The organism is Methylocystis sp. Se48, from assembly GCF_056269425.1.
Genome location: NZ_CM149850.1, coordinates 2,991,943 through 3,017,298, shown reverse-complemented (window position 1 = coordinate 3,017,298; position 25,356 = coordinate 2,991,943). Strand labels below are relative to the sequence as shown.

Genomic DNA, 25,356 nt, shown 5'->3' with positions numbered 1-25,356 from the left:
TTCGCGCAAACTCCAGCGGTCCGGAGTCGTCAGCTCCGCGCGCGAGGCGCGGCGGCGCCGCCCGCGCCGCCTTGCCGTGGCTTTCGCGCATGATGCGTCAATATGAGCTCGTCGAACGGGTTCGGAAATATAATCCGAACGTCGACGAGGATTTGCTGAACCGCGCCTATGTCTACGCCATGAAGGCGCATGGCCAGCAAACCCGCGCCTCCGGCGATCCCTACTTCTCCCACCCGCTCGAAGTCGCGGCGATCCTCACGGATCTGAAGCTCGACGACGCGACCATCGTGGCCGCCGTGCTGCACGACACGATCGAGGACACGGAAACCACGCGCGAGGAAATCGACCGTCTCTTCGGCCCGCAGATCGGCAAGCTCGTCGACGGGCTGACCAAGATCGAGAAGCTCGATCTCGTCTCGAAGCAGGCGCGCCAGGGCGAGAATTTCCGCAAACTCCTTCTCGCCGTCGCTGACGACGTGCGCGTGCTGCTCGTCAAGCTCGCGGACCGTCTGCACAACATGCGCACGCTGCATTTCGTGCCGCCGGAGAAACGCGCCCGCATCTCCCAGGAAACGCTCGACATCTACGCGCCGCTCGCCGGCCGCATGGGCATGCAGCGCCTGCGCGAGGAGCTGGAGGGGTTGGCGTTCCGCCACCTCATGCCCGAGGCGCATCGCACGATCGAGGAGCGGCTGCATGATCTGCGCGCCAAGAACGGCCGCATCATCAAGCGCATCGAGGAGGAGCTGACCCGCGAATTCTCCGAAAGGGGGATAGAGGCCGCGGTCACCGGCCGTCAGAAGACCGCTTATTCGGTCTGGCGCAAAATGGAGCGCAAGTCGGTCTCCTTCGAGCAGCTTTCCGACATCTTCGGCTTCCGCATCATCGTGGGAACGCTGGAGGACTGCTACCGGGCGCTCGGCGTCGTCCATACGAAATGGCCGAACGTGCCCGGCCGCTTCAAGGACTATATTTCGACCCCCAAGCAGAACGACTACCGCTCGATCCACACCACGGTGATCGGCCCCGGCCACCAGCGCGTCGAACTACAGATTCGCACCGCCGAGATGCACGAGATCGCCCGCTTCGGCATCGCCGCCCACGCGCTCTATAAGGATGCGACGGGCGAGGAGGGGCGCGAGGAGCTCGCGAAGGAAAGCCGCGCCTTCCGCTGGCTTCAGGAGACGCTGGACCTGCTCGCGCATGGCGACAGCCACCCTGAGGAATTTCTTGAGCACACGCGGCTCGAGCTTTTCCAGGATCAGGTCTTCTGCTTCACCCCGAAGGGCGGGCTCATCGCGCTGCCGAGGGGCGCGACGCCCATCGATTTCGCCTACGCCGTCCACACCAAACTGGGCGACTCCGCGGTCGGCGCCAAGATCAATGGCCGCGTTGCGCCGGTGCTCTCGCAGCTTCAGAACGGCGACGAGGTGGAGATCATCCGCGCCGACGGCCATGTGCCGCCGCCGGCCTGGGAGGCGGCGGTCGCGACCGGCAAGGCTCGCGCCGCCATCCGTCGCGCGACGCGCGAAGCGGTGCGCCAGCAATACGCCGGGCTCGGGCGACAGATCGTCGAGCGCGCCTTCGAGCGCGCAGGCCGGCCTTACTCCGACGACAAGCTGAAAGCCGCCCTGACCCGGCTCGCGCGTCATTCGATCGACGACGTGCTGGCGGCGGTCGGGCGCGGGGAGATTTATTCGGGCGACGTCGTGAAGGCCGTCTATCCGGACTTCACCGAGGAGCGGAAGGCGCCGCAGGCCGCCGTGGCCCCCGGAGAGCCCGGCTGGTTCGGCGTCAAGGCCAACGCCAACGTCGTCTTCAAGGCGCCGGGCGCTGAGGGGGACGGGGGGGCCATTCCGATCCGCGGGCTGCGCGGAGATGCGCCCGTGCGCTTCGCGCCCGAAGGCGGCGCCGTGCCCGGCGACCGCATCGTCGGCATTTTCACGCCGGGCCAGGGAATCACCATCTATCCCATTCAGTCGCCCGCGCTCACCGCCTTCGACGATCAGCCGGAGCGCTGGCTCGACGTGCGCTGGGACATCGACCCCGACAGCCGCGCGCTGTTTCCGGCGCGCATCGTCGCGACCGCGCTCAACGAACCGGGCTCGCTCGGCGCGCTGGCCTCCCTGATCGGCGAGACGGGCGCCAACATCGACAACATCACTTTCAAGGCGCATTCCCCGGATTTCCGGGAAATGACCTTCGATCTCGAAGTCGCCGACCTGAAGCACCTGACTGACGTGCTGGCGCGTCTGCGCGCGAGCCCGCTCGTCAGCAAGGTGGAGCGGGTGATCGGCTGAGCGATGCGGGCTTTCAGCGCGCCCGCCGCCGGCCGATCAATAGGGCCGCTCGGGGCGGCAGTCAGGGTCGCCCAGCTGGCAGCGCGGCTTGTAAGCATAAGGAATCATCGCGGCGACGAACAAGGCGACGCCGAGGACAATGATGGCGATTTTATAATTCATGGCGTTTTCCTCCCTGAGGCGCATTCCCGTCCTTCAAACAGGGGAGCGCGGCCGTGTCCGTGACTATGTCTCTCGACGTCCCCCCGCCGCGCCGGCGGCCGGCCGTCTCGGCCATGGCGAACCGTCTGATTGTGAGATAAGTAGGCCGCATGTCCACTGTTCCCCTCCGTCTTGGCGTCAACGTCGATCACGTCGCCACCATCCGAAACGCGCGCGGCGGGCCGCGGCCCGATCCCCTGCGCGCCGCTCTCCTCGCCATCGAGGCTGGCGCCGACGGGATCACGGCGCATCTGCGCGAGGATCGCCGCCACATCGCCGACGCCGACATGGCGCGGCTGAAGGCGTCGATCTCGAAGCCGCTGAATTTCGAAATGGCGGCGACGGGCCAGATGCTCGACATCGCGCTCGCCACCGCGCCGCACGCCGTTTGCCTCGTGCCGGAAAAGCGCACCGAGCGCACGACCGAGGGCGGTCTCGACGTTCTGGGCGGCCGCGATTACCTCGCGCCCTACGTCGACCAGCTCGCGCGCGCGGGGATTCGCGTCTCGTTGTTCATTGAGCCTTCCGCCGAGGCGATCGACGCGGCCGCGTCCATCAAGGCGCCGGTGGTCGAATTGCATACGGGCGCCTGGTGCCACGCGGTCGAAGTCGGCGACCGCGACCGCGCCGAGCGGGAGTTTGAGCGGGTCAAGTCCGCGGCGGCCTACGCCTCGGCGCGCGGGCTCGAGGTCCACGCTGGCCACGGGCTTGATTTCGACACCGCGCGCCAGGTCTCCGCCCTGCCGCAGGTGGTCGAGCTCAACATCGGCCATTTTCTGATTGGCGAAGCGGTCTTCGTCGGGCTCGCGGAGGCGATTCGCCAAATGCGCCGGGCGATGGACGAAGGACGGGCGCGCGCGGCATGATCATTGGGTTTGGCGCCGATCTGTGCGACATCCGCCGAATCGAGAAAACGCTCGCCCGTTTCGGGGATCGTTTCACGCGCCGCTGCTTCACAGACCTCGAGCGGGCCAAGGCCGACCGTCGCGCGGCGCGCGCCGGAACCTACGCAAAGCGCTTCGCCGCCAAGGAGGCCTGCGCCAAGGCGCTCGGCACGGGGTTCCGGCGCGGCGTCTTCTGGCGCGACATGGGCGTGGTCAATCTGCCCTCGGGGCGGCCGACGTTCGCGCTCACCGGCGGCGCGGCCGGGCGGCTCGCGGAAATCACGCCGCCGGGAATGACGGCCGTCATCCATTTGACGCTCACCGACGAATATCCTCTCGCCCAGGCGCTGGTTCTCATCGAGGCGAGGCCGTGCTAAGCGGAGCGGGCGGGATCGGCTGACGGCCCGCCCAGCGAAGGAGCACTCGGCTTGAGCAGGAACGTCCCGGTGGCCCAGAAACAGGAAGAGGGCGGGATTCTGGAGACCATCAAGGTCATTGTCCAGGCCCTGGCCATTGCGCTCGTCATTCGCACGCTGCTTTTTCAGCCGTTCAACATTCCCTCGGGCTCGATGATCCCGACGCTGCTCATAGGCGATTACGTCTTCGTCTCGAAATACGCCTACGGCTATTCGAACTACTCGATGCCTTTCGGGCCGAACGTCTTCCAGGGCCGCATCCTGGCCTCGCCGCCCAAGCGCGGGGACGTCATCGTGTTCAAGCTGCCGCGCGACAACGAGACCGATTACATCAAGCGTGTGATCGGCCTGCCGGGAGACCGCATCCAGATGATCGACGGCCGCCTCTACATCAACGGCGTGGTGGTGCCGCGCGAGCCGATCGAGAAGGCGCAGACGGAAAATCGGGAGGGCCGCGAGGTTCCGGTCGCGACCTACAAGGAGACCTTGCCGGGCGACGGCGAGCATCCCGCCGTGGAGCACACGATCATCGAGATCGAGGGCGATCACGGCATCAACGACAACACCGAACTCTTCGTCGTGCCGCCGGACCATTATTTCATGATGGGCGACAATCGCGACAACTCCACCGATTCGCGCATCTCGCCGGACCTCGGCGGCGTCGGCTTCGTGCCCTTCGTCAATCTCGTCGGCCGCGCCGAGATCATCTTCTTCTCCGTGAAAAAGGATGAATCGGCGCTCGCCTTCTGGCGCTGGCCGTGGTCGGTGCGCTGGAGCCGCCTGTTCAATCCGGCCCACTGAGCGCGCCATGGCGCGGGCGAAGCCCGATCTTTCCGCGCTCGAATCGCGAGTCGGTCACGCCTTCGCCGACAAGGAGCTGCTGCGCTGGGCGCTGACCCATGTCAGCGCCGCTGCGAAGCGGCCCGACTCCTATGAGCGGCTGGAGTTTCTCGGCGACCGCGTGCTCGGCCTCGCGGTCGCGCATATGATCTATGAAAGCTTCCCCGAGGAGAGCGAGGGCGAACTCTCGCGCCGACTCGCCGCGCTGGTGCGCAAGGAGACCTGCGCGGAAGTCGCGGAAGCCTGGGGCGTCGGCCCGCATTTGCGCCTGGGCGAGGGCGAGGCGCAGACGGGCGGACGCAAGAAGCGGGCGATCCTCGGCGACGTTTGCGAGGCGATCATCGGCGCGGCCTTCCTCGATGGCGGCGTCGAGGCCGCCGAGCGCGTCGTGCGCGCCGCCTTCGGCCCCAAGATGCGAGAGGCCGGGCGCAATCTGCGCGACTCCAAGACGGCTCTGCAGGAGTGGGCGCAGGCCCGCCGCCTCTCGCCGCCGCGTTATCGCATGGTGGCGCGCAGCGGCCCGGACCATGCGCCGTCTTTCGAGCTGGCGGTGGAGATCGAGGGTTTCGAGCCGGCGGTCGGGGCGGGGAGCTCCAAGCGCGCCGCCGAACAGGCTGCGGCGGCGTCCTTCATGGCGCGCGAGGGCGTAAGCGAGTAACCTCTCCGCGAAGCGGGAAAGAGGCAGCGGGCGGCGCGGGAATGGGAAGCAGTTGTTGAGCGACACACACGATCTCGAACAGGAAACCCGCTGCGGCTTTGCGGCGCTCGTCGGCGCGCCCAACGCCGGAAAGTCGACGCTGCTCAATCAGCTGGTCGGCGCCAAGGTGTCGATCGTCTCGCGCAAGGCGCAGACCACGCGGGCGCTGGTGCGCGGCATCGCGATCGACGGGCCGGCGCAGATCGTGCTCGTCGATACGCCCGGCATTTTCAAGCCAAAGCGCAAACTCGACCGCGCCATGGTCGCGAGCGCGCTCTCGGGCGCCGCCGACGCCGACGTCGTCGTCCTGCTCGTCGACGCGCGCCGGGGGCTCGACGAGGAGGTCGAGGCGATCCTGACGCAACTGGCCGAGACCAGAGCGCCGAAGATCCTCGTCCTGAACAAGGTCGACATCGTTGCGCGCGAGAAGCTGCTGTCGCTGACGGCGAAGCTCAATGCGCGGGAGAAATTCGAGGAGACCTTTATGATCTCGGCCCTCACGGGCGACGGCGTGCCGGATCTTCTCCACGCGCTGGCGAAACGCATGAAGCCCGGACCCTGGCTCTATCCGGAAGACCAGCTCTCGGACGCCCCGCTGCGGCTGCTCGCGGCCGAAATCACCCGCGAGCAGATCTACGAGCGGCTGCACGACGAACTGCCCTATCAGTCGACCGTCGAGACCGAGAGCTGGACAAATCAGAAGGACGGCTCCGCGCGAATCGAACAGACGATCTATGTCGCGCGCGAAGGTCAGAAAAAGATCGTGATCGGCGAGGGCGGCCGCACGATCAAGGCGATCGGCGCGGCGGCGCGGCGCGAGATCGCCGAGGCCGCCGAGCAGCCCGTGCATCTCTTCCTTTTCGTGAAGGTGCGCGAAAACTGGGCCGAGGATCCCGAGCGCTATCGCGAGATGCGGCTCGATTATCCGAAGGGCGATTAATATCGCGCGAAACGCGTTCGCGAGGTTGCCATGTCGAACAAGTCGAAAACGCTCACCGTCTACCGTTATCTCACCGGCCCGGACGACGCGACCTTCTGTCATCGCGTCACAGAGGCCCTGAGCAAGGGCTGGATGCTTCACGGCGGCCCGACGCTGACCTTCGATTCGGCGCAAGGCCGCGTGATCTGCGGACAGGCGGTCGTCAAGGAGATCGAGGGCGTGGACTACAATCCCGAGATGAAGCTCTCGGAACAGTGAGGGCGGGCCGCCCGCCCGCTATCCTCTCCCTTCGCGCAGGGGCGTCGGTGCTGAAATGGAATGGCAGGACGAAGGCCTCGTCATCGGCGCCAGAACGCATGGCGAGACCTCGGTTATTCTCGAGCTGATGACTCGCGCTCGTGGCCGCTGCCTCGGCGTTGTGCGCGGCGGCCGGTCGAGGGCCATGAGGCCGGTCCTGCAGCCGGGGAATCGCGTCTTCGCGACATGGCGCGCGCGGCTCGAGGACCATCTTGGCGTCTTCGCCGTCGAGCCGCTCGCGGCGCGCGCCGCGCGCTATCTCGACCGTAGCGCGGCGTTGCATGGCGTCGCGGCGCTTTCCGCGCTGCTGCGCCTCCTGCCGGAACGCGATCCGCATGAAGACTTATTCGTCATGGCCGACGCCATCGCCGCCCGGCTCGGTTCGCCCGACGCCGCCGCGCCTCTGATGGCGCGATTCGAACTGGCGCTTCTCGCCGCGTTGGGCTTTGGCCTGGATCTCGACGCTTGCGCGCTCACCGGAACGCGCGACGACCTCGCATTCGTTTCGCCGAAGTCCGGCCGCGCGGTGAACCGCGCAGCCGCCGGGCCTTGGAAGGAGCGACTTCTGCCCTATCCGCGATTCCTGCAGGAAGAGGAGGCGCCGACGTCTGTTGCAGACATTGTGGCGGCCTTCCGGCTGACCGGCCACTTCCTGATTCGAGACGTGCTGGCGCCGCGCGGCGCGGCCATGCCGGCGTCGCGCGCGCTCTATGTCGATGCGCTCGCGCCGGAGCCGTGCGGTCAGCGCAATTCGTCGCAGATGACGCGCGATTCGTGATTCGTCACGCCGTATCCCTCGTCCGTATCGACGAGAATTTCCCGGCAGACGGCCTGCATGGCGCTGTCGTTGCGGGCTTCTTCAGTCATGGACTCGGCATGGCGGCGCTGGGCGCGCGCCGAATCGCCTGCGACGAGCTGAGCGCCTTCGAGCGCTTGCGCCGCGCCCGCGAGCATGAGCGCCATGCCGAAAAAACCAACGAATCTGGGGGTCGACGTCATGTATGGAAGCCGCGGAGATGTAAGAGGAAAGCGCCCCGGAAAGATGAGCGTCGACGACGCTGTCGACTCCTTTTTAGGGAGGGCGTCAAAGCGTCGCAAGCTCTAATTCGCGACACTATCGCTCAAAAAATGAAAATCCCGTTGAGGGCTTGGTTTAGCGCTTCTCGCGCGGATTCCGGCGCGCTTGCGCGGGCGGCGCGGCGCCCGTAGGACGGGCGTCAGACGAACGAACGGGAACGGATCGCATGGCTCAGAAAGGCGGATCGGCGGGCAAGGGCAAGGGCGGCGGCGAGAGCGTCGTGACGCCTGTCGACCTGCGCGAGGCGCTCGAGGAGCGCTATCTGCGCTATGCGCTCTCGACCATCACGGACCGCGCGCTGCCCGACGCGCGCGACGGTCTGAAACCCGTGCACCGGCGCATTCTCTATGGCATGCATGTGCTTCGGCTGGATCCAGGCGCGCCGTTCAAGAAATGTGCGAAGATCGTCGGCGACGTGATGGGCTCCTACCATCCGCACGGAGACCAGGCGATCTACGACGCGCTGGTACGGCTCGCGCAGGATTTCTCGTCGCGCTATCCGCTCGTCGACGGGCAGGGCAATTTCGGCAATATCGACGGCGACTCGGCCGCCGCCTATCGCTACACTGAAGCCCGCATGACGGCTGTCGCGCGCGCGCTGCTGGAAGGGATCGACGAGGACGCGATCGACTTCAAGCCGAACTATTCAGGCGAAGAGCAGGAGCCGATCGTCCTCCCCTCCGCGCTGCCCAACTTGCTCGCCAATGGCGCGCAGGGCATTGCTGTGGGCATGGCGACCTCGATCCCGCCGCATAATCTCGCCGAGCTGTGTGACGCCGCGCTCTATCTCATTTCGCATCGCTCTGCGACGAGCGAGCAATTGCTCACCTTCGTGCAGGGGCCGGATTTTCCGACGGGCGGCGTCATCGTCGACAAGCGCGAGGAGATCGTCGAGACCTATCGCGCCGGGCGCGGCTCCTTCCGCGTGCGCGCGCGCTGGACGAAGGAAGAATTGCCGCGCGGCGGCTGGGTGGCGGTGGTCACCGAGATTCCTTATGGCGTGCAGAAATCGCGCCTCATCGAGAAACTCGCGGAGCTCATCTCCGAGCGCAAGCTGCCTCTGGTGGCGGACGTGCGCGACGAATCGGCGGAAGATGTGCGCATCGTCTTCGAGCCGCGCGCGCGCAACGTCGATCCCGCGCTGATGATGGAGACGCTCTTCAAGCTCTCCGAGCTCGAGACGCGCTTCAGCATGAATATGAACGTGCTGGTCGATGGCGTGACGCCGCGCGTCGTTTCGCTCGACGAGGCGCTGCGCCAATGGCTCGATCATCGCCGCGCCGTGCTCCAGCGCCGCTCGCGCCACCGCCTCGCGGCGATCCTGCGGCGCATTGAGCAATTGGAAGGGATGATCATCGTCTTCCTCAATCTCGACGAAGTGATCCGCATCATCCGCGAGGAAGACGACGCCAAGGGCGAGCTGAAGAAAGCCTTCAAGCTGACCGATCTTCAGGTCGACTATATCCTAGACACGCGCCTGCGGTCGCTGCGCAGGCTCGAGGAGATGGAGTTGCGCCGCGAACTCGACGATCTCACGAAAGAGCGCGCCGAACTCGAAGGCTTGCTGGCCGACGAAGGCAAACAGTGGCGGTCGATCGCAGGCCAGGTGCGCGATCTGAAAAAACTTTACGGGCCGCAGACGCCGATCGGCAAGCGCCGCACCACATTCGAGGACGCGCCTGCGGCGGTCGATCTCGATCTTGCGGAGGCGATGATCGAGCGCGAGCCGGTCACGGTAGTCGTCTCGAAGAAGGGCTGGATTCGCGCGCTCAAGGGCCATGTGCAGGATTTGTCGTCGCTCCAGTTCAAGGGCGACGACGAACTCGACACGTCTTTCTTCGCGCAGACGACGACGAAGATCCTCGTGCTCGCGACCAACGGCAAAGCCTTCACGCTCGACGCCTCTAAGCTCCCCGGCGGGCGTGGGCACGGCGAGCCGATCCGGCTTTACGCCGACATCGACGAGGGCGCCGGCGTCGCGCGCGTGCTGCCGCATACGGCGGGCGCGTGGCTGCTGCTCATCGGCGACGACGCGCGCGGCTTCGTCGTGGCGCAGGACGACCTTCTGTCCTCGACCAAGAAAGGCCGCGCGGTGCTGACGGTGGAGCCGCCCGCGAAACTGAAGATCGTGACGGAAGCCGAAGGCGATCATGTCGCCATCATCGGCGAGAACCGCAAGCTCCTCGTCTTCCCGCTCTCGGAGGCGCCGCGCATGGCGCGCGGCAAGGGCGTGCGGATGCAGCGCTACAAGGACGGCGGCGTCTCCGACGCGAGGGTTTTCGCCCTCGCGGAGGGGCTGAGCTGGACGGACGCGGCGGGCCGCGTCTTCAACGTCGCGGCGGCCGAACTGGGCGAGTGGATGGGCCATCGCGCGGAAGCGGGCCGGCTGCCGCCGCGCGGATTCCCGAAGAACAACCGGTTCGGGTGAAGCGGAGGCTCATTCTCTCCGCCGCCGGCAGATTTCCTGCGGCCCGGTTGAGACGCCTCACGCCGGCTTCGAAAAATCCGGGATTTTGAAGAACAGCTTCCCCTGCCGCCACAGCGTGAAGGCGACGGCGCCGGCGACGGCCGCGAAGACGCCAAAGCCGACATAGAGATAAAACTCCTCGTCGGTCATCACGCCGACCGAAAAGGGATGCCGGCCCTCGTAGCTTTTGGCGCCGTCGTCGCTCACGAGTTTCGCATAGAGCACGTAATAGCCGGGCTCCTTGAAATTCTGATCGAAATTGACCATGCCGTTGCGGAATTTCTGCACGGGCAGGCGCGAGACTGCGTCGGCGTCCGGATCCGGCTGGGCGTCCGGCCCCTTGGCCTTTAGCACGCGAATGTCCCAGTTCATGTCGCGCAGCTCATTGTCGGCGGCGTCGAGCACGATGACGGAGGCGCCGGCGTCGGGGAGCGCCACGCATTCGCGGTCAATGCTTTTCTTGGGCTGCATCGCGACGAATTTCATCGTCTTCTCGCCGAGCGCGATCGGACACTCCGGATCGTAGTAATGCCAGCCGGCGCCCTGCGCCTGCGATGCGACGCCCGCAGCGGCCAGAATGGAGAACGCCGCGCCAAACAAAATCTTTTTCACGTTACAACCCCGCCCTCGAGTCCATTCCCGCATCCAGAACCGCCAGCATCTGGTCCATGGCGAGCGCCGGTTCGGCGCATTTCGAATCGCCCACGATTCGCGCCGGCACGCCCGCCACGGTCTTGTTCGCCGGCACGGAGTCCAGCACCACCGAGCCCGCCGCGATCATGGCGCAGCGGCCTATCTCGATATTGCCCAGAACCTTTGCGCCGGCGCCGATCAAAACGCCGCGCCGCACCTTCGGGTGCCGGTCGCCGCGCGACTTGCCCGTGCCGCCGAGCGTCACGCCGTGAAGCATGGAGACGTCGTCCTCGATCACGCTCGTCGCGCCGATGACGACGCCGGTGGCGTGGTCGATGAAGACGCCCTTGCCGATTTGCGCCGCCGGGTGAATGTCGGTCTGGAAAATCTGCGAAGAAAGGCTTTGCAGCGTCAGCGCCAGGTCGCTGCGGCCGTTCTTCCACAGCCAGTGCGCCAGACGATGCGTCTGCAGGGCGTGGAAGCCCTTGAAATAGAGCGCCGGTTCGATGAGCCGGTTGCAGGCGGGGTCGCGCTCGACGACCGCGAGGAGATCGGCGCGAATGGCGTCGACAATCGCGGGGTCGTGCGCCATGCAGGCGTCATAGGCCTGACGGATCGCTGCATAGGAGACTTCCGGCCGGTCGAGGCGCTGGGCGACGCGATGGGCGACCACGCCCGCGACGGACTCCTGCGCCAGCACGGCGGGGTGGATGAAGCCGCCGAGTTCCGGCTCTCGGCGCAGAATATCCTCAGCTTCCAGCCGCAGACGGGCCAGAAGCGGGTCGAAGTCGATGACGGTCGCGGCGTCGGCGGCCATGTGGCGCTCCTCCTGCGGCGGCTATATAGCGCCTCTGCGGCGCCCGCGCATCACGGGCGCGCCGCCAGAAATTCCAGCACGGCCTGCTTGTAGATGCGGTCGCCGACCGCGCGGTTGTGGTCGCGCCCGGGAATGTCGACGATGCGCACGTCCCGGAACAGGGGCTGGAGGGGCGAGGGATCGCCGGCGACGTCGTCGCGGGTGCCGACGCAAATCAGGACGGGGCAGGCGATTTTCGCGAGCAGCGCCGGGTCGACGGTTTTGCGCGCGCCCCGCACGCAGGCGGCGAGCGCCGCGAGATCGCTGCGCGTCGATTCGGCGAAGCCGCGGAAAATCTTGAGCATGGGGCTTTCGACGTCTTCGATCCGCTCGGCCTCCATCGCCTCGGCCAGTCCGCCGGGCAGACCTGCTTCCTCGACTAGATAGCGTCCGATGCCGCCGAGAATCAGCGACCGGACGCGGTCGGGCCGAGCGGCGGTCAGGAACGTGCCGATTCGCGCGCCGAGCGAATAGCCCATGACGTCGGCCCGCGCGATGGAGAGATGGTCCATCAGATTCGCGACGTCGTCCGCCATCAGGTCGAGGGCGTATTGCGCGGGATCGTAGAGTTTCTGCGACCGGCCGTGGCCGCGGTTGTCCAATGCGATCACGCGCCGTCCGTCCTCCGTCAGCGTCTTGACCCATTGGGTGAACAGCCAGTTGACGGCGTGGGTGGAGGCGAAGCCATGTATGAGCACGATCGGCTCGTGCTTGTCCTGGGAGAACGGCTCGAAATCCGAATAGGCAATCTCGACGCCGTTCGAGACGAAAGTTTCCATCGCAAATCCTGGGTGACGGTTTCTAATTAAAGGTTAGCTCCCGGCGCGCAAGCGTCCTTGCGCCAAAAATGACGGCGGCTATTGCCAATCGTCTCGCTTGCCGCTAAACGAGCGCATGTCGACGCGCGAAACGCCCTAGACGGGCGAATACGCAATCGCGTCGCGGGCGCCCGTAGCTCAGCTGGATAGAGCACCAGACTACGAATCTGGGGGTCAGAGGTTCGAATCCTTTCGGGCGCGCCACTCCCGAACAAAAGAGAGAACCGCAGACGGCGGCATGTCCGCCTCCTGCGTGGCGGCCCGCGCCAGCACGGTTTTTGAGCCCGTGATGCGGATTTCGTCGTGGTCGACCGTGACCTCGTCCATGAGGAGCCGGGCGTAAGCTTGGCGCAGCTCCGGCGGTCCTCCTTGGAGTTTTTCCTTGAGCAGGACCGCGAGGCGGGCGACCTTCTCGGGAGTGATCCGGGGTTCACCCGACGCCATCCTGTCCCTCAGGGCCGAGATTTCCTTGGCGGCCTCCTCCCGGCGCAGCTTGAGGGCAGTCAGGCGGTCGCGCAGGTCCTCGACATGCATCAGGCCCTTTTCCACAAGATCGAGCAGGCGCTCGATCCCGGCCTCTGCCTCAGTCAACTCGCGCCGCAGCTTGGCCAGCCGGTCGCGGTCGGATGTCTCCCTCTCCGCCGAGGCTTTCACATAGGACTGGAGCATCTCCGTGAGGCGCTGAGGTTCAAGGACCCGCCTTGCGACCTCGCCGACGACGATGCCGTCGAGCTTGTCCATGCGGATGCGGAGACCTCGGCAAGCCGTAGGTCCCTCCTTCAGCTTCCGAGAGCAGGTATAATATCGATAAGCTCCACCCTTGCCGGTGTTCTGGATCAAGGCCGCGCCGCAGTGACCGCAGCGCGCGAGCCCGGCGAGGAAGGTCGGCCCGTTGGCCACGCGGGGCGGCATCCGCTTGGGGTTGCGGCTCCTCAGCAGGGCCTGCGCGGTATTGAAGGTTTCTTCGTCGATGATCGCGGGGACGTCGAAGGGCACCCACTGGGACGGCGGACGTGGCGTCCCGTTCCGGCTATCGGTGCGATTGAAGTAACTGCGACCATGATAAGTGGTAGCTGTCAGGATGTTGTGGATGCTGCCGGTCGAGAACCTGCGACCGCGCCTCAGAATGCCGCGCTCGTTCAGGTGTGTCGCGATCGCCTTGACGCCGACCGGATGGCCGACTGCGCCGGTCGCCATGCCGAAGATGTGACGGACAGTGCGTGCCTCGTCCTCGTCGATCACGAGGACCTTCTTGTCCTTGTTGCCTCGCCGTTCGGCCACCTTGACGCCGTAGCCATAGGGCGCGTGCGAACCATTCCAGAAGCCCTGACGGGCGTTCTCGCACATGGCGCGGTGGACGTGCTTTGCGTTCTCGCGCGACTGATGCTCGTCGAAGACGTTCAGGAGCTTGCGGAACATCTCGCCTGTTGCGTCGGAGCTGACCGCCTGCGTGATCGAGACGAGTTCGACGCCGGCCTTGCGCAGCTTGCGGACGTAGAGTTCCGAATGGAGTGAGTCTCTGCTGAAGCGGCTCAGCGAATGAACAACGACATAATCGAAGGGACGATCTGGTCGCGTCGCCTTGTAGATCATCTCTTGAAAGATCGGACGATCGTCATCCAACGCGGAAGCGCCGGGTTCAGAGAAAATCTCTGCCACATCCCAACCCTGCTTCTCGCAGTAGGCGCGGCATTGAGCGACCTGATCAGGGAGAGAGAGGTCGCGCTCGGCCTGACGAGAGGTCGAGACGCGGATGTAGATGGCGGCTTGAGCCATGTTTAGCGAACTCGGGTTGGCGACTTCCTGCGCTTAGGTATCCTTATCTTTTCTGCGATCGTGCGTGCCGTCAAACGCTCTTTGTGGCTTCTGCCGAGATAGGGCTCGCTCACGAAAGCAATCAGGCCATGGCAGAGAGCAATATTACGGCGCCAGACGAACTCCTCTTGCTCATCTGCGGAGGAACCAGGGTCGACAACGCATTCGAGATGATAACGCGCGCGAAGTTGGCGTCGGTCAAAGACAAGCACAGCGCCACGGCCCTCATCTTCGTCTCTCCAGAGTGTCGCCCAGTAGGCCGCTTCCTCTGGCGAGCGCGTGAATGCGACTTTAGGGACAATAGGAGAATGAGCGAGGGTTCCACTGGCAAGGATCGCGGTCGGGTAGCGCGTTCCGTGGTAAATGACGTCTCTACCTTTGAACAGCGCACGGACGCCCTGGGCAAGTTGACGGTATGCTTGCACGTGGATGGCGTATGCGTAATAGCTGACCCTGTCGGGTCTTATCATGCTCGTCCTTCGATCAAGCTGTGGAAGCGCCTTGGCGGTCTTCATTTCCTAATTCTCCTTACATTTTAGGATGGCCTCAATTTCGTCAGCCAGGAACGCGCGCCACAAAGCGATCTCCGATTTTATTGGAGGCAGAGGAGCTGGCAGTTCGACTTTGACGGTGAGTTCGTTCTCGGCCGCGAGCGCGGTGAGGCGGTTTGAGCGACGAACGTGATCGACGCGGCGCCGTACTTTTTGCGAGGCGCGCCGTCTAGGAGGAGCCTCTTTCGAGGTGTCCTCTGGGGAACGCGGCTGCTCCTGTGCGTCGGGGCGTCGTTTCACCCTCCAGTCTTTACGAGCAATCGAAGAAGGCAAAAAGGGACATGTAAAAGGGTGGGCTCAAATTGCGTCCACCCCCAAATTTCCGAGCACGGGCGATTCGCTCTGACGGATCGGCAGTGAGCGATGCTAAGTAATTGCAATTAATTGCGTGTTAAGCTTAATCACCCGCCTCCTGTGCTCGGGGCTGCGCTATTCCGTCGGCGCTTCCCTGTCGCGTCGTCTGAGGTCCGCCAAAAGCTCCTGATAGCGACTCTGCGCTTCGAAGCCGGAGGCGAGATTGTAATGCTCCGCCGAAAGTGGGCTCGCGTGACCGAGAACGCTCTTGATGATCCCGACATGCCGAGGGTCGAGCAACGCAATGTCTGTCGCCGCGCTGTGTCGAAAGGAGTGAGCGGCGAACGGGATACCGACGTGCCTCTCGGTCAGCTCGCTAAGGCGGAACGAGATGCTCAAGCCCTTCATCGGCGCGCCCCTGCGGCCCAACCAGAACGATCCGTCATCGGGACCCAAGACGCCGGCGCGCAGTATTAGGCGGGCCGTGTCGACGTAGAAGTCGATCGCCTCGGTCAGGCTCTCCGGATAGCTGCCGTGAAAATCCTGTCCATTCTTCATGTCGTCGCCATGGAACCGGACCCCGTAATGCGTCTCGTCCCTGGTCAGCGACACGCCGAGCCGGAGCGAAGCAAGGTTTTTGCGCCTGAGCGGCAGCGCGATCTGCATCGAGATCAACAGCCCGTCCCGGAACAGCAGCGCGCCGGCTGCCGGATCGTCCCTCAAAGTGCTGCGGCCACGTTCGATCAGCTCATCGCCAGCACGGATCAAATAAATGATAGGGATGCGGCGCTGGGACGTGGGTTTGAGAGGCTTGGCCTTGCCCTTCATGCGCTGCGCGAGCCGCATGATCCAAGGAACCTCGGCCTCGGGGCTCGTCACCCGCACCATGTCAGCAATCACATGGATGATCGCCGCCGCCGACGAAGCGGCATGGTCGACCGTATAGGCGTCGATAAAGTCCTGGATGTTGACGGCGCTCGCGCGGTCGAGGGGTTGAGCGCCGGCATCGAGGCGTCCGGCGCTCTGGAGCCACCACAGGAACGTTCCGTAGTGATACTCGACATTGGCGACCGTCGCGGGCCGCCATCCGGCGGCCAACCCGGCATCCTCGAAAAAGTCACCGGGCGCGCGGGCGGTGAGCCAAAGCTCGCGATCGCGCTTCGGCCAGTCTGTGCGCTTCAGCGAGGAAAAGGACCCTTTGCTCATGCGGTGGCTCCTTGCCTCCGCCGGCGGAACTCTACGTCGCTTCCGACCGCCGACACCCGATCTTGAGCGCGGAGCGCGTCCAGCAGGCTGTGATAGCGATCCTGCGCGGTCTTGGTCTCCGCGCCCGTGTAGGAGCGCTCCGTCGTCTTCGACGAAGCGTGGCCCAGCAATTTGCTGAGGGCATGATATTCGCCGGGCATGTTGTTCAGCCACAGCATGCCGGCGTGATGGCGCAGGAGGTGCGGATTGACTTCCAGGCCCAACTCGCGACGGATGAAGGCCGAGAATTGTGTCGAGAGCGTCGTCGGCTTCTTGGCGAGCCCCGTCCGGCTGACGAAGAGGGTCGACGATGGACCCTTCAGGAGCGCCGGGCGGAACCGGGCGACATAATCCGACAGGAAGGCGCTGGCCTCCTCCCCGAGTTGGGCCTCGAAAGGCTGGCCGTTCTTCATCTCCTCGCCCGCGAAGGCGATCCGCCACGGCCCATCCTGCCCCCCCGGCGGCCGAGAGATATGCCGTTCGAGATCGAGGGCCGCCACGTTCTTGATCCTGAGCGGGAGGTCGAGGAGCAGGACAAGGATCGCCGCCATCTGCATCTCGTGGGCCTGCGCGATGGTCGGCTTCTTGATGCCCTCGTAGCGCGACGCGACGACCGCATGCAGATTGCGAAACCGCCGTGCAGCGGTCGCGTCGCTCAGTCTTGCGAGCCGGTCACGGTTCTTTCGGACCATGCCGAATTGCTGAACGCGGGCTTTCGCAGCGAGCTTCCTGAGGAAGGTGAACTGCCGCTGCTGGTCCTCGAACCCGGGATCGGTCGGGGCGAGTTGGGCGAACCGCGCGATGCTCAGGAGCGCTTGGAGAACGACATGAAGCCGCCCGCGCGCCTGATCGGAGTTGTCTTCGCCTTTGATCGGCTGAAGGCCCTGCTTTATTCGTTCGAGGTCAAGCAAATCGGGTAGCGACGCGATTTCGCTCGGTTGAACGCCCGTCTCCACGAGCCGGGAGGCGTAGCGCCGCAGCGCCAGATCGTAGTTGCGGATGGTCACGGACCGCAGGGCCTCGCGCTCGTCGAAGACGGTGGGACTGGCGAGGTAATGCCGCCATGCCGCAAGTTCGTTCTGCAGCGTCTCGGGGAACTCCGCCCATGACATGCTGCGCCAGCGCAGCGGGGCGAGGTTCGGGATCGTCGGATAAATGCCCCCCGGGATCACGACCGCCTTGTTCCATGTGCGCCGCGCTTCGTGCCAGCGTTCGCGCAAATTGGTCTGGACGCTCTGCGTCTGGAGGAACTGGTAGAACGCCCAGAAAGTCGCCTCCGTCACCTCGGACGGTGCGATCTGCCGCGCGGAGCACCAGCCCGCGAGCCGCCGTAGGCGCTTCCAATGATCTTGCGAAAGGCCTGCGAGCAAATCTTCCCAGACCGTGAGCAGCCGCGTGTTCCGACGCCGACGGTCAACGTCGACGCCCGTGAGGCTCATGGCGCGCGTCAGCCGTGTTACGATGTTCGCCCAGCTTCGCTCCTTCAACCCGGCGATCTGCCATGACGCCGACTTTCGCAACGTCCGTATAGCGGTTGGGTCGGCGACTACTTGTGTCGGATCGACGCCGCATATCCGGCAGAAGCGATTTATCGCCGATAACAGCTCGCTGCGAACATGCGGATCGAGCGATGCGTCCGCCTTGAGGGCCTCCTGAACATGCGCAAGGGTCATGATCTTCTCGTGAAAACGGGTCATTGTGTAACGCTCCGAAGGGCCAGAAGAGACTGGTGATGACTATGTGCGCCTGGCGTCCTTTATTGTGAAATATACACTATAAATTTTGGTCGGTTATTTATGCTCGCCTTATCACTACTTCTGAAAGCGCTCGAATAATAGGGTGACAACAGGGGTCGTCACGTGACTGACAACCCCTGCGTTGCTTCATAGAGCGCGAGGTTCGCGGCCGACACGCGCACGGCCTTACCGAAGCGTGTGACCTTGAGTTTTTCGCACTCGATCTGCCGCCGCACATGTCGAACAGACACGCGCCAGCGATCCGCGATCTCCGCGATGGTGTAGAACTCCTGGGGCTTCCTGAGGCCGTTAGAATGGGTCATCAGCGCTGTCCGTAGTTGCCGATACTAGGAAGAACCTGCATCCGGTTCGACAACTACAGATGACCCATTCACGTCGACAGTAAAGAGAAAATGCCTTGGGCGGACTCAATGTGAGTCCACCGGAATGCGGCGGTCTATTCGATCACCCACTCCGCCTTTCGTACCATGTCGACGATGACCATCAGCGCCTGCTCCGCTCCTGCCAATCCGCTGCCCTTTCTCTTGGCTCCGCCATATTGGATGAGCGCATCGGCGTAGGCTTTGTATTGCTCGGGACTGAGATACAGCTGCACGACCCTGGCGTTCTCGACCGGGTTCTGCCCCTTCATGATCGCAGCCAGCTGATGGGCGTTGTAGGTCTGGGCGAGATCGAGCAGTTCGAAGATCGACGTTGCGCTGACATAGGGCGCGATGATCGAGAGCTTGGTCCAGCCGACGCCAACCAGAACCGAGGGATCGATCGGATACCCATCGAAGGCGCGATGGACTTGGACCAGGTAGTACCCCTTTCGCCGTCCGAGCTTAGGCAAGGCGATCAGCTTCTTGAACAGCGCACGATCCTCGTCTTGCGCCTGCCGAAGGAGCTTTCCCAGCTCGATGAAGCAGTTGTCAAAGTCATCGAGCAGCGAAACGACGGTTGCGATGATGTTAGAAGCGTTCTCAGTCATTGTGTTCTCCAGCCAGATGTTTGGGAGGACATCAGACTAGCCGATAAAGGCTATTAAAAACTCATAAAAACAATATCTTACGAGCGTTAGCTTGTTTATGGTTATCAGCGGGACGTCATCGCTTTGGGTCTCGATCCGTGGGTGGTCGCTGCACCCGGGGCCATCGAGAAGCATGTCTCCTCAGTAGCCGCTCGGCCGGTAATGCATGTCCGGAGTGATGGCGGCTTTCACCTTCTCGACAGAAACGCCGACCTCACCACGCCAACTATGCCAGCCATCGTAAGCATCCGCCAAGAGCGGGTCGAGCTCATCGCACTCGCTAAAGGCGGCACGCCAGCCATTGATGGTCGCCAGATAGCACGCGAGCGCCTCGATGGCCGCCGCCTTCTCGGCGTCTCCGAAGGGATGGCCAATAAGGTATAACAGCTTGGCGAGCTTCCTCTCGATCCGGAGGAGCTTTTCAAATAGCTCGTCATAGCTCCCCGCTGAGGGCCATGTCCGAAGAGCGCCTGCTTTCATTTGCATCTCGTGACCAAGGAAACGGATGCCCTGGTTAGCCGTGCGCATACTTTTGACCTTGATGTCGAATATCCCGCTTGGGATGTTCCCGACGGAAGCCACGAGCGCATCGACTCCCTTGCCGCGCGCCTTGTCGTTGGTCGCGAGCAGCAAGAAGTCGTCAGCGACATTCAGCAGCGCCAGGCCCTCGATGGGAGACCATTGAAGGCGTGACATGCAGTACGCGCTGATGATCGACGAACTGGCGGCACCCTGGGGAACTCCCAAGCGGGCCTTCTTCAGTAGAATAGATGGGGAGGGAGTAGAGAAAGGGTGAGCCTTCTTCAGTCCCGGTTTAAGCCCCACTTCCATATGCCGTCCTGTGACGGCGTGCTCTACCACACCCTCGGGGAGTGGTAGTTCCGTTTGCAGCTTGTCGGGAACGAAGCTGCAAAAATAGTCGACGATGTCGAGATGCGCCGCGAAGATGTAGCCATCGTTGATGAGCCCCTTCGCATCGCGGATCGCGGCGTGGACGCCGAGATGGCTGTATTGGAAAGGGCGCGGGACGAAGTGCGCGTTCATGATGCGGACGACGATGTCCTGCGCGGTCCGGTGCATGAGGCCGAACTCGCAGATCATGCGGTAGTCGCCCTTCTTCTTGGGCTGAGGCCAGACCTCCACGATCTCGGGGATGGGCATCGAGAAGTTGAGGGTCGTGGCCAGCTTCAGGCACTGCTCAAGCGTGCCGCGACGCCGGGCCTTTAACTCGCGGTTGGCCGCGATTGCGGAGGCGATGATCGCCTCGGGGCTCTCTATCAGCACCGCGTGGAGTTCGGCTTGTTTGCCGAGGTCGTGCGCCGCGATTGCCTCGTGGAGGCTTCTTAACCACGCGTTGGTCGTTTCCCGGCAATGCCTGATCAGCGCCAATGCGTCCGACAGCTCGGACGGGCTCATACTGTGTTTGAAGGGCACCTGATCAATCCAGACCACGCTCACGAGCACAACTCCCTGGTATGGGGTGCGCTCTGGACGGAGATGCGCACCCAAGGGTGCCTCTCCGCGCGTCTGCGGTCGATCAACTCCGTGATAGCAGGCTAAAATTTTATGACCCTAGTTGTCTGGCAGAGTCAATAGCGGCTTTGTTTCCCTTGACATAGCGAACGAAAAGCCACTTATATCCCCGTGTCGAACTGTAGAAGTTCGGCGTGCCTGAGCCAAGGAGGGCGATGATGGCACCTGACAGTTTACGCTGTCGGTCCGCCCTCCAGCAGCGGACCACCCGACAGCTTGAGAAACTCGCTGGATGGGAAATGCGGTATGGCTATCAATATCTCAAAGAAGCCCTCCAAGCCCGCACATTGCGTGGCTCAGATTCCTTGTGACGGCAATCAGCTTGTCTCTCTCTTCGACGAGATCGAATTACTGTCGAGGGAGAAGACGATCGATCGGATCGGCGCTGCGCAAGATCAGTTGCACCAGTCGTATTTTGTCCTAGGTGCGATGCTGTCCAAGGTGAAGGCCAAGCACTGGTTTGAGCCGCACAAAAGTTTGGACGACTTTGTGGAGTGCGAATTCGGCATGGACCGCCGGAGAGCCCGCTATCTCATCTCGATCTATGAAAAGCTGCGCGACCTCTCCTTAAACGAGGAAACGTTCAGCGGCATTGGCTGGACAAAGATGCGGGCTTTGGTTCGTGTCCTAACCGAGGACAATGTCGAGCATTGGACGGATTTAGCGCGCAAGAGCAGCAAGGGCGAACTGGAAAAGCTCGTGCAGGCCGAGGTCGCCAAATCGGGCAACAAGACGCCCACCGTCTCGCAGGCCACGCATACGAAAGTTTTCAAGTTCCACGACGAGCAGGTCGAGGTCATCGAGACGGCGCTCGAAAAGGTAAAGAAGGAGCAGAATGTCGAGGTCGACGCCATTGCTCTTGAGCTGATCTGCCTGGATTTCTGTGGAGGCGTGAGCCTTGTCGAGCGGGTCAAGGCCGGTTCCGACGATGCGCTCAAAAAAATTGTCCAGCTCGCGGTCAAGAGGCTGGGGCCTACCGTGTGCTCCGAGATTATCGAGGCGTTTGCTACCGACGATGCCGACCTCAATGAGGAAGCGGTCGCTCCGGCACTTTCTTGATCCACGGATGACCGCCTCTCTGGGCAAGAGATTGCTCAGAGAGCCTGCCCCGGGCAAACGGGCCTTTGATCCCGGGGCCAGCGCTCTGGGGCCTCTCCCTCGGTCGGGATTTCGGTTCTCGACCGAGCGGAGGACGATCCGTTATACCTCGCTCTATGAGCGAGTTCGATCAGATAAAGCCTGGGGCCCGTATCCGAGGCCTTGACCCCTCTGGGATTGCCGAGATCGTTTCCGTCTCCCGGTTTGGGGCCGATGCGCTCAATCTCGTCTTCCGCGCCGGAGGCAAGGTGTCCGAGCGCTTGGTCTACCGGGGCGAAGAGGCGGGTTTCGAGTTTATAGAGGCAGGCCACGCCTATGCCTTTGACGCCGACGCCGGGCTTCTTCGTTTGGCGTCAGAGGCCTATCGCATTCGACTTGCCTATCTGTTCGACCCCTATCTGGCTGTCACGTCGTCCCAAATCGAGGCCCTGCCGCATCAGATAACCGCCGTTTATGGCGAGATGCTGCCGCGCCAGCCCTTGCGCTTCCTGCTCGCGGACGACCCAGGCGCCGGCAAGACCGTGATGGCCGGCCTCCTGATCAAGGAGTTGCTGATTCGCGGCGACCTGGAGCGCTGTCTGATCGTCGCTCCGGGCGGGCTTGTAGAGCAGTGGCAGGACGAGATGGCCGAAAAATTCGGCCTACACTTCGATGTCTTGACAAGAGATCAGATCGAGGCGTCGGTCACGGGCAATCCCTTTATAGAAAAAAATCGCCTGATCATGCGTCTCGACATGGCGGCGCGGTCGGACGAGATCAAGGCGAAGCTCGACGCCGCCGGCGACTGGGACCTCATCATCTGTGACGAGGCCCACCGTATGGCCGCCTCCTATTTCGGTGGCGAGATCAAGGAAACCCAGCGGCACAAGCTCGGCAAGCTCTTGGGGGGCCGGACGCGAAACTTCCTTCTGATGTCGGCCACGCCGCACAACGGCAAGGAGGCGGATTTTCAGCTCTTCATGGGGCTGTTGGACGCTGATCGCTTCGAGGGGCGTTTCCGTGAGGGGGTCCACAAGGCCGACGTATCGGACATGATGCGGAGGCTAACCAAGGAAGAACTTTATCGCTTCGACGGAACGCCGCTCTTTCCAGAACGATGCGCCTATACCGCCAGTTACGCGCTTTCGCCGGACGAGGCGGACCTCTATCAGGCGGTCACGACCTATGTCCGGGAGGAAATGAACCGCGCCGATCGAACCGGGGACGACAAGAGACGCTCGAATGTCGGCTTTGCCCTGCAAATCCTCCAGCGTCGCCTTGCTTCTTCGCCGGCCGCCATTCATCGTTCCCTCGAACGCCGCCGCAAGCGGCTTGAAGAGCGGCTGCGGGAAGAGCGCCTGATGCGAGGTGGTGGTTCTGCGCCTCTGGGAGGCGTCGAGGGGCTGCCATCTTACGACCCAGACGATATTGAAGAGGCGACGGGGGCCGAGACGGAGGCCACCGAAGAGGCGCTTGTCGATCGGGCCACGGCCGCCGCGACGCTCGCTGAGCTTGAAGCCGAGATCACGATCTTGAAGGACCTCGAAGATCGCGCCCTTCGGTTAAAGCTGTCGGGCCACGATACGAAATGGCACCAGCTTGAATCCATTCTCGACGAGCCCATGATGCTCGATCGAGCCACGGGGCTGCGGCGTAAGGTGCTGATCTTCACCGAGCCAAAGGACACGCTCGAATATCTACAACAAAAAATCGCTTCTCGTGTCGGTGACCCGAGCGCCGTCGTCGTTATCCACGGAGGAGTTGCGAGAGAGGCCCGCCGAGCGGCGATCGCTGCGTTCAACTCGGACCCCTTGGTGCGCATCATGATCGCCAACGACGCGGCTGGCGAGGGCGTCAACTTGCAGCGCGGCGCGCATCTCATGGTCAATTACGACCTGCCGTGGAACCCCAACCGCCTCGAACAGCGCTTCGGCCGCATTCATCGTATCGGCCAGACCGAAGTCTGCCATCTGTGGAACCTCTGCGCGGCGAACACGCGCGAGGGCGAAGTTTATCGGCGCTTGCTGGAGAAGCTCGAAGAGGCGCGCGCCGCGTTGGGCGGCAAGGTCTATGACGTCCTCGGGGAACTCTTCGAGGGACATGCGCTCCGCGACCTCCTTGTCGACGCCATCCGCTACGGGGACCGGCCGGAGGTGAAGGCCGAACTCTTCCGCAAGGTCGACGGCGCGGTCGATGTCGGGGCGATCGAAAAGCTCGTCGAGGAGCGCAAGCTCACCTCCGAGGGTATGAACCCGGGTGCCGTGGCAGAAATCCGGGAGCAGATGGAGCGCGCAGCCGCGCGGCGGCTTCAGCCACATTTCATCGGAGCCTTTTTCCGAGAGGCTTTCACCATGCTCGGCGGACGGATTTCTGAGCGGGAGAAGGGTCGATACGAGATTTTACGCGCCCCCTCGATCCTCAAGGAACGGGACCGTTTAATCGGCCGCTCTGACCCCGTGCTCGATCGCTACGCGCGGATCACCTTCGAGAAATCTCTCATTGCCGGTCAGCCGCAGGCCGAAGTGGTCGCGCCCGGCCATCCCCTTCTCGAAGCCCTGGTCGATGTCGTCCTCGAACGCTTTCAGCCATTGCTGTCCCAAGGCGCAGTGCTCGTCGACGACGCCGATGAGGGCGTCGAGCCGCGTCTATTGGTCTACCTCGAACATGCGATCCGGGACGGGCGCGCCAGCCGCTCGGGCGAGGCGCGCGCCGTGTCTCAGCGGCTTCAATTTATCTTCCTGAAGGAGGATGGGTCCGCGACAGACGGCGGGCCGGCTCCTTATCTCGATTGCCGCCCCATCACGCCGCAGGAGCGAATCGCCGTCGAGGACGCGATCACGGCGTCCTGGCTTGCCGGAAATGTCGAGCGGCAGGCGCTCGGCTACGCCATCCGCGCCCTCGTGCCCGAACATCTCAACGAGGTGCGAACGCGCCGCATCGCGGAGATCGACAAGGTCGAGCGAGAGGTCCGCGCACGTTTAACGCGCGAGATCAACTATTGGGATGCCCGCGCTGCCCGGCTACGAGAGGAAGAACGCGCTGGCAAGGAGCAGCGAATCAATGCACAGAATGCGGAGGCGACAGCGGCCCGGCTGGTCGAGCGGCTCCATAGACGCCAGGCGGAATTGGATCGCGAGCGGCAGATTTCGGCGCTGCCGCCGGTGCTCAAAGGGGCGGCGCTCGTGATCCCGGCCGGTCTCCTGCGCGCGCGGATTGCGCCCCAGGAAGCCAAGCCCGATGGTTTTGCCGAGGACCCAATCGCCCGGGCGGAGATCGAGCGCCTCGCCATGGAGGCGGTCATCGCCGCCGAGCGCGCGCTGGGACACGAGCCACGCGATGTTTCGGCCGAGAAGAAAGGCTGGGACATTGAAAGCCGAGACGGCCAATCCGGGCATTTGCGCTTCATAGAGGTGAAGGGGCGTCATGCCGAGGGGCGAGAGTTAATCCTGACGAAAAACGAAATCCTAGCTTCCTTGAACGCGCCGGAGGCTTTCATCCTCGCCATCGTCCGGGCCGAATCGGGTTTCGCGCATGAGCCCGTCTATGTGCGGCGGTTCTTCAACAGAGACTTAGGCTTCGCCGAGACGGCCGTGGTCTTTAGCATGACTGATTTGCTTTCAGTCGGTCAGCCCCCGCACTGAGTAGAGA

At 63.7% G+C, this 25,356-nt stretch carries 23 protein-coding genes and 1 tRNA gene; 12 read left to right on the top strand and 12 right to left on the bottom strand.

Annotated features, from left to right (window positions below; all coding sequences use genetic code 11):
- Positions 1-89 precede the first annotated feature (89 nt).
- Positions 90-2,300, top strand: coding sequence for a RelA/SpoT family protein (locus ACV959_RS14760; protein ID WP_475737321.1), 2,211 nt, complete (start codon positions 90-92; stop codon positions 2,298-2,300).
- Positions 2,301-2,336: 36 nt separating this feature from the next.
- Here the strand turns inward: ACV959_RS14760 and ACV959_RS14755 are convergent, their stop codons facing one another.
- The gene (locus ACV959_RS14755) at positions 2,337-2,462 is read right to left on the bottom strand and encodes a hypothetical protein (protein WP_475737320.1); all 126 of its coding nucleotides are present in this window, start codon (positions 2,460-2,462) and stop codon (positions 2,337-2,339) included.
- A 149-nt stretch (positions 2,463-2,611) separates the two neighbouring features.
- Here ACV959_RS14755 and ACV959_RS14750 point away from each other — a divergent pair, with 149 nt between their 5' ends.
- The 7 genes from ACV959_RS14750 (at position 2,612) to recO (ending at position 7,353) form a co-directional block, all read left to right on the top strand.
- Positions 2,612-3,367 carry a pyridoxine 5'-phosphate synthase gene (locus tag ACV959_RS14750; RefSeq protein ID WP_475737319.1) on the top strand — a complete coding sequence of 252 codons (756 nt, stop codon included), beginning with the start codon at positions 2,612-2,614 and terminating at the stop codon, positions 3,365-3,367.
- Positions 3,364-3,762, top strand: coding sequence for a holo-ACP synthase (gene acpS / locus ACV959_RS14745; RefSeq protein WP_475737318.1), 399 nt, complete (start codon positions 3,364-3,366; stop codon positions 3,760-3,762). The genes ACV959_RS14750 and acpS overlap by 4 nt, the downstream gene beginning before the upstream one ends.
- A 69-nt stretch (positions 3,763-3,831) precedes the next feature.
- Positions 3,832-4,602: a signal peptidase I gene (gene lepB, locus ACV959_RS14740; protein WP_475739678.1), complete on the top strand. Its 771-nt coding sequence runs from the start codon at positions 3,832-3,834 to the stop codon at positions 4,600-4,602.
- 7 nt (positions 4,603-4,609) lie between these two features.
- Positions 4,610-5,299, top strand: coding sequence for a ribonuclease III (gene rnc, locus ACV959_RS14735; protein WP_475737317.1), 690 nt, complete (start codon positions 4,610-4,612; stop codon positions 5,297-5,299).
- A gap of 55 nt (positions 5,300-5,354) precedes the next feature.
- Positions 5,355-6,278, top strand: coding sequence for a GTPase Era (era, locus tag ACV959_RS14730; RefSeq protein WP_475737316.1), 924 nt, complete (start codon positions 5,355-5,357; stop codon positions 6,276-6,278).
- A gap of 30 nt (positions 6,279-6,308) precedes the next feature.
- Positions 6,309-6,536: a DUF1737 domain-containing protein gene (locus tag ACV959_RS14725; RefSeq protein ID WP_475737315.1), complete on the top strand. Its 228-nt coding sequence runs from the start codon at positions 6,309-6,311 to the stop codon at positions 6,534-6,536.
- Between the two features lie 55 nt (positions 6,537-6,591).
- Positions 6,592-7,353, top strand: a complete 762-nt coding sequence (recO, locus tag ACV959_RS14720) for a DNA repair protein RecO (protein WP_475737314.1) — start codon at positions 6,592-6,594, stop codon at positions 7,351-7,353.
- Here recO and ACV959_RS14715 read toward each other — a convergent pair.
- Positions 7,317-7,574 (bottom strand): hypothetical protein, encoded by a 258-nt coding sequence (locus ACV959_RS14715; RefSeq protein WP_475737313.1) that lies wholly within the window; start codon positions 7,572-7,574, stop codon positions 7,317-7,319. The two genes, recO and ACV959_RS14715, sit on opposite strands and share 37 nt — an antisense overlap.
- 245 nt (positions 7,575-7,819) lie before the next feature.
- Between ACV959_RS14715 and parC the strand changes: the two genes are divergently transcribed.
- On the top strand, positions 7,820-10,081 hold the full coding sequence (gene parC, locus ACV959_RS14710) for a DNA topoisomerase IV subunit A (RefSeq protein ID WP_475737312.1): 2,262 nt from the start codon (positions 7,820-7,822) through the stop codon (positions 10,079-10,081).
- 57 nt (positions 10,082-10,138) lie between these two features.
- On the opposite strand, the gene ACV959_RS14705 is transcribed toward parC, so the two are convergent.
- The 3 genes from ACV959_RS14705 to ACV959_RS14695 are packed head-to-tail and all read right to left on the bottom strand — an operon-like array spanning position 10,139 to position 12,388.
- On the bottom strand, positions 10,139-10,732 hold the full coding sequence (locus ACV959_RS14705; RefSeq protein WP_475737311.1) for a hypothetical protein: 594 nt from the start codon (positions 10,730-10,732) through the stop codon (positions 10,139-10,141).
- Between the two features lies 1 nt (position 10,733).
- The gene (cysE, locus tag ACV959_RS14700; RefSeq protein ID WP_475737310.1) at positions 10,734-11,570 is read right to left on the bottom strand and encodes a serine O-acetyltransferase; all 837 of its coding nucleotides are present in this window, start codon (positions 11,568-11,570) and stop codon (positions 10,734-10,736) included.
- Between the two features lie 50 nt (positions 11,571-11,620).
- Complete coding sequence (locus ACV959_RS14695; protein WP_475737309.1) at positions 11,621-12,388, bottom strand: alpha/beta fold hydrolase; 768 nt, start codon at positions 12,386-12,388, stop codon at positions 11,621-11,623.
- Positions 12,389-12,554: 166 nt separating this feature from the next.
- Here ACV959_RS14695 and ACV959_RS14690 point away from each other — a divergent pair.
- A tRNA-Arg gene (locus tag ACV959_RS14690) sits at positions 12,555-12,631 on the top strand.
- Here the strand turns inward: ACV959_RS14690 and ACV959_RS14685 are convergent.
- From ACV959_RS14685 to ACV959_RS14655, 7 genes are all read right to left on the bottom strand, one after another.
- Positions 12,602-14,203, bottom strand: coding sequence for a recombinase family protein (locus ACV959_RS14685; protein WP_475737308.1), 1,602 nt, complete (start codon positions 14,201-14,203; stop codon positions 12,602-12,604). The genes ACV959_RS14690 and ACV959_RS14685 overlap by 30 nt on opposite strands.
- 2 nt (positions 14,204-14,205) lie before the next feature.
- Positions 14,206-14,757, bottom strand: coding sequence for a hypothetical protein (locus tag ACV959_RS14680; protein WP_475737307.1), 552 nt, complete (start codon positions 14,755-14,757; stop codon positions 14,206-14,208).
- Between the two features lie 465 nt (positions 14,758-15,222).
- Positions 15,223-16,185: a hypothetical protein gene (locus ACV959_RS14675; RefSeq protein WP_475737306.1), complete on the bottom strand. Its 963-nt coding sequence runs from the start codon at positions 16,183-16,185 to the stop codon at positions 15,223-15,225.
- A gap of 104 nt (positions 16,186-16,289) precedes the next feature.
- Entirely contained in the window at positions 16,290-18,029 is a 1,740-nt protein-coding gene (locus ACV959_RS14670) for a tyrosine-type recombinase/integrase (protein ID WP_475737305.1), read from the bottom strand.
- A gap of 158 nt (positions 18,030-18,187) precedes the next feature.
- Positions 18,188-18,391, bottom strand: a complete 204-nt coding sequence (locus tag ACV959_RS14665; protein ID WP_475737304.1) for a helix-turn-helix domain-containing protein — start codon at positions 18,389-18,391, stop codon at positions 18,188-18,190.
- Positions 18,392-18,525: 134 nt separating this feature from the next.
- Positions 18,526-19,059: a hypothetical protein gene (locus tag ACV959_RS14660; protein ID WP_475737303.1), complete on the bottom strand. Its 534-nt coding sequence runs from the start codon at positions 19,057-19,059 to the stop codon at positions 18,526-18,528.
- Between the two features lie 180 nt (positions 19,060-19,239).
- Positions 19,240-20,556, bottom strand: coding sequence for an RNA-dependent RNA polymerase family protein (locus tag ACV959_RS14655; RefSeq protein WP_475737302.1), 1,317 nt, complete (start codon positions 20,554-20,556; stop codon positions 19,240-19,242).
- 321 nt (positions 20,557-20,877) lie between these two features.
- Between ACV959_RS14655 and ACV959_RS14650 the strand changes: the two genes are divergently transcribed.
- Positions 20,878-21,690 carry a hypothetical protein gene (locus ACV959_RS14650; RefSeq protein ID WP_475737301.1) on the top strand — a complete coding sequence of 271 codons (813 nt, stop codon included), beginning with the start codon at positions 20,878-20,880 and terminating at the stop codon, positions 21,688-21,690.
- 155 nt (positions 21,691-21,845) lie between these two features.
- Positions 21,846-25,349 carry a protein NO VEIN domain-containing protein gene (locus ACV959_RS14645; RefSeq protein WP_475737300.1) on the top strand — a complete coding sequence of 1,168 codons (3,504 nt, stop codon included), beginning with the start codon at positions 21,846-21,848 and terminating at the stop codon, positions 25,347-25,349.
- The last annotated feature ends 7 nt before the right edge of the window (positions 25,350-25,356 follow it).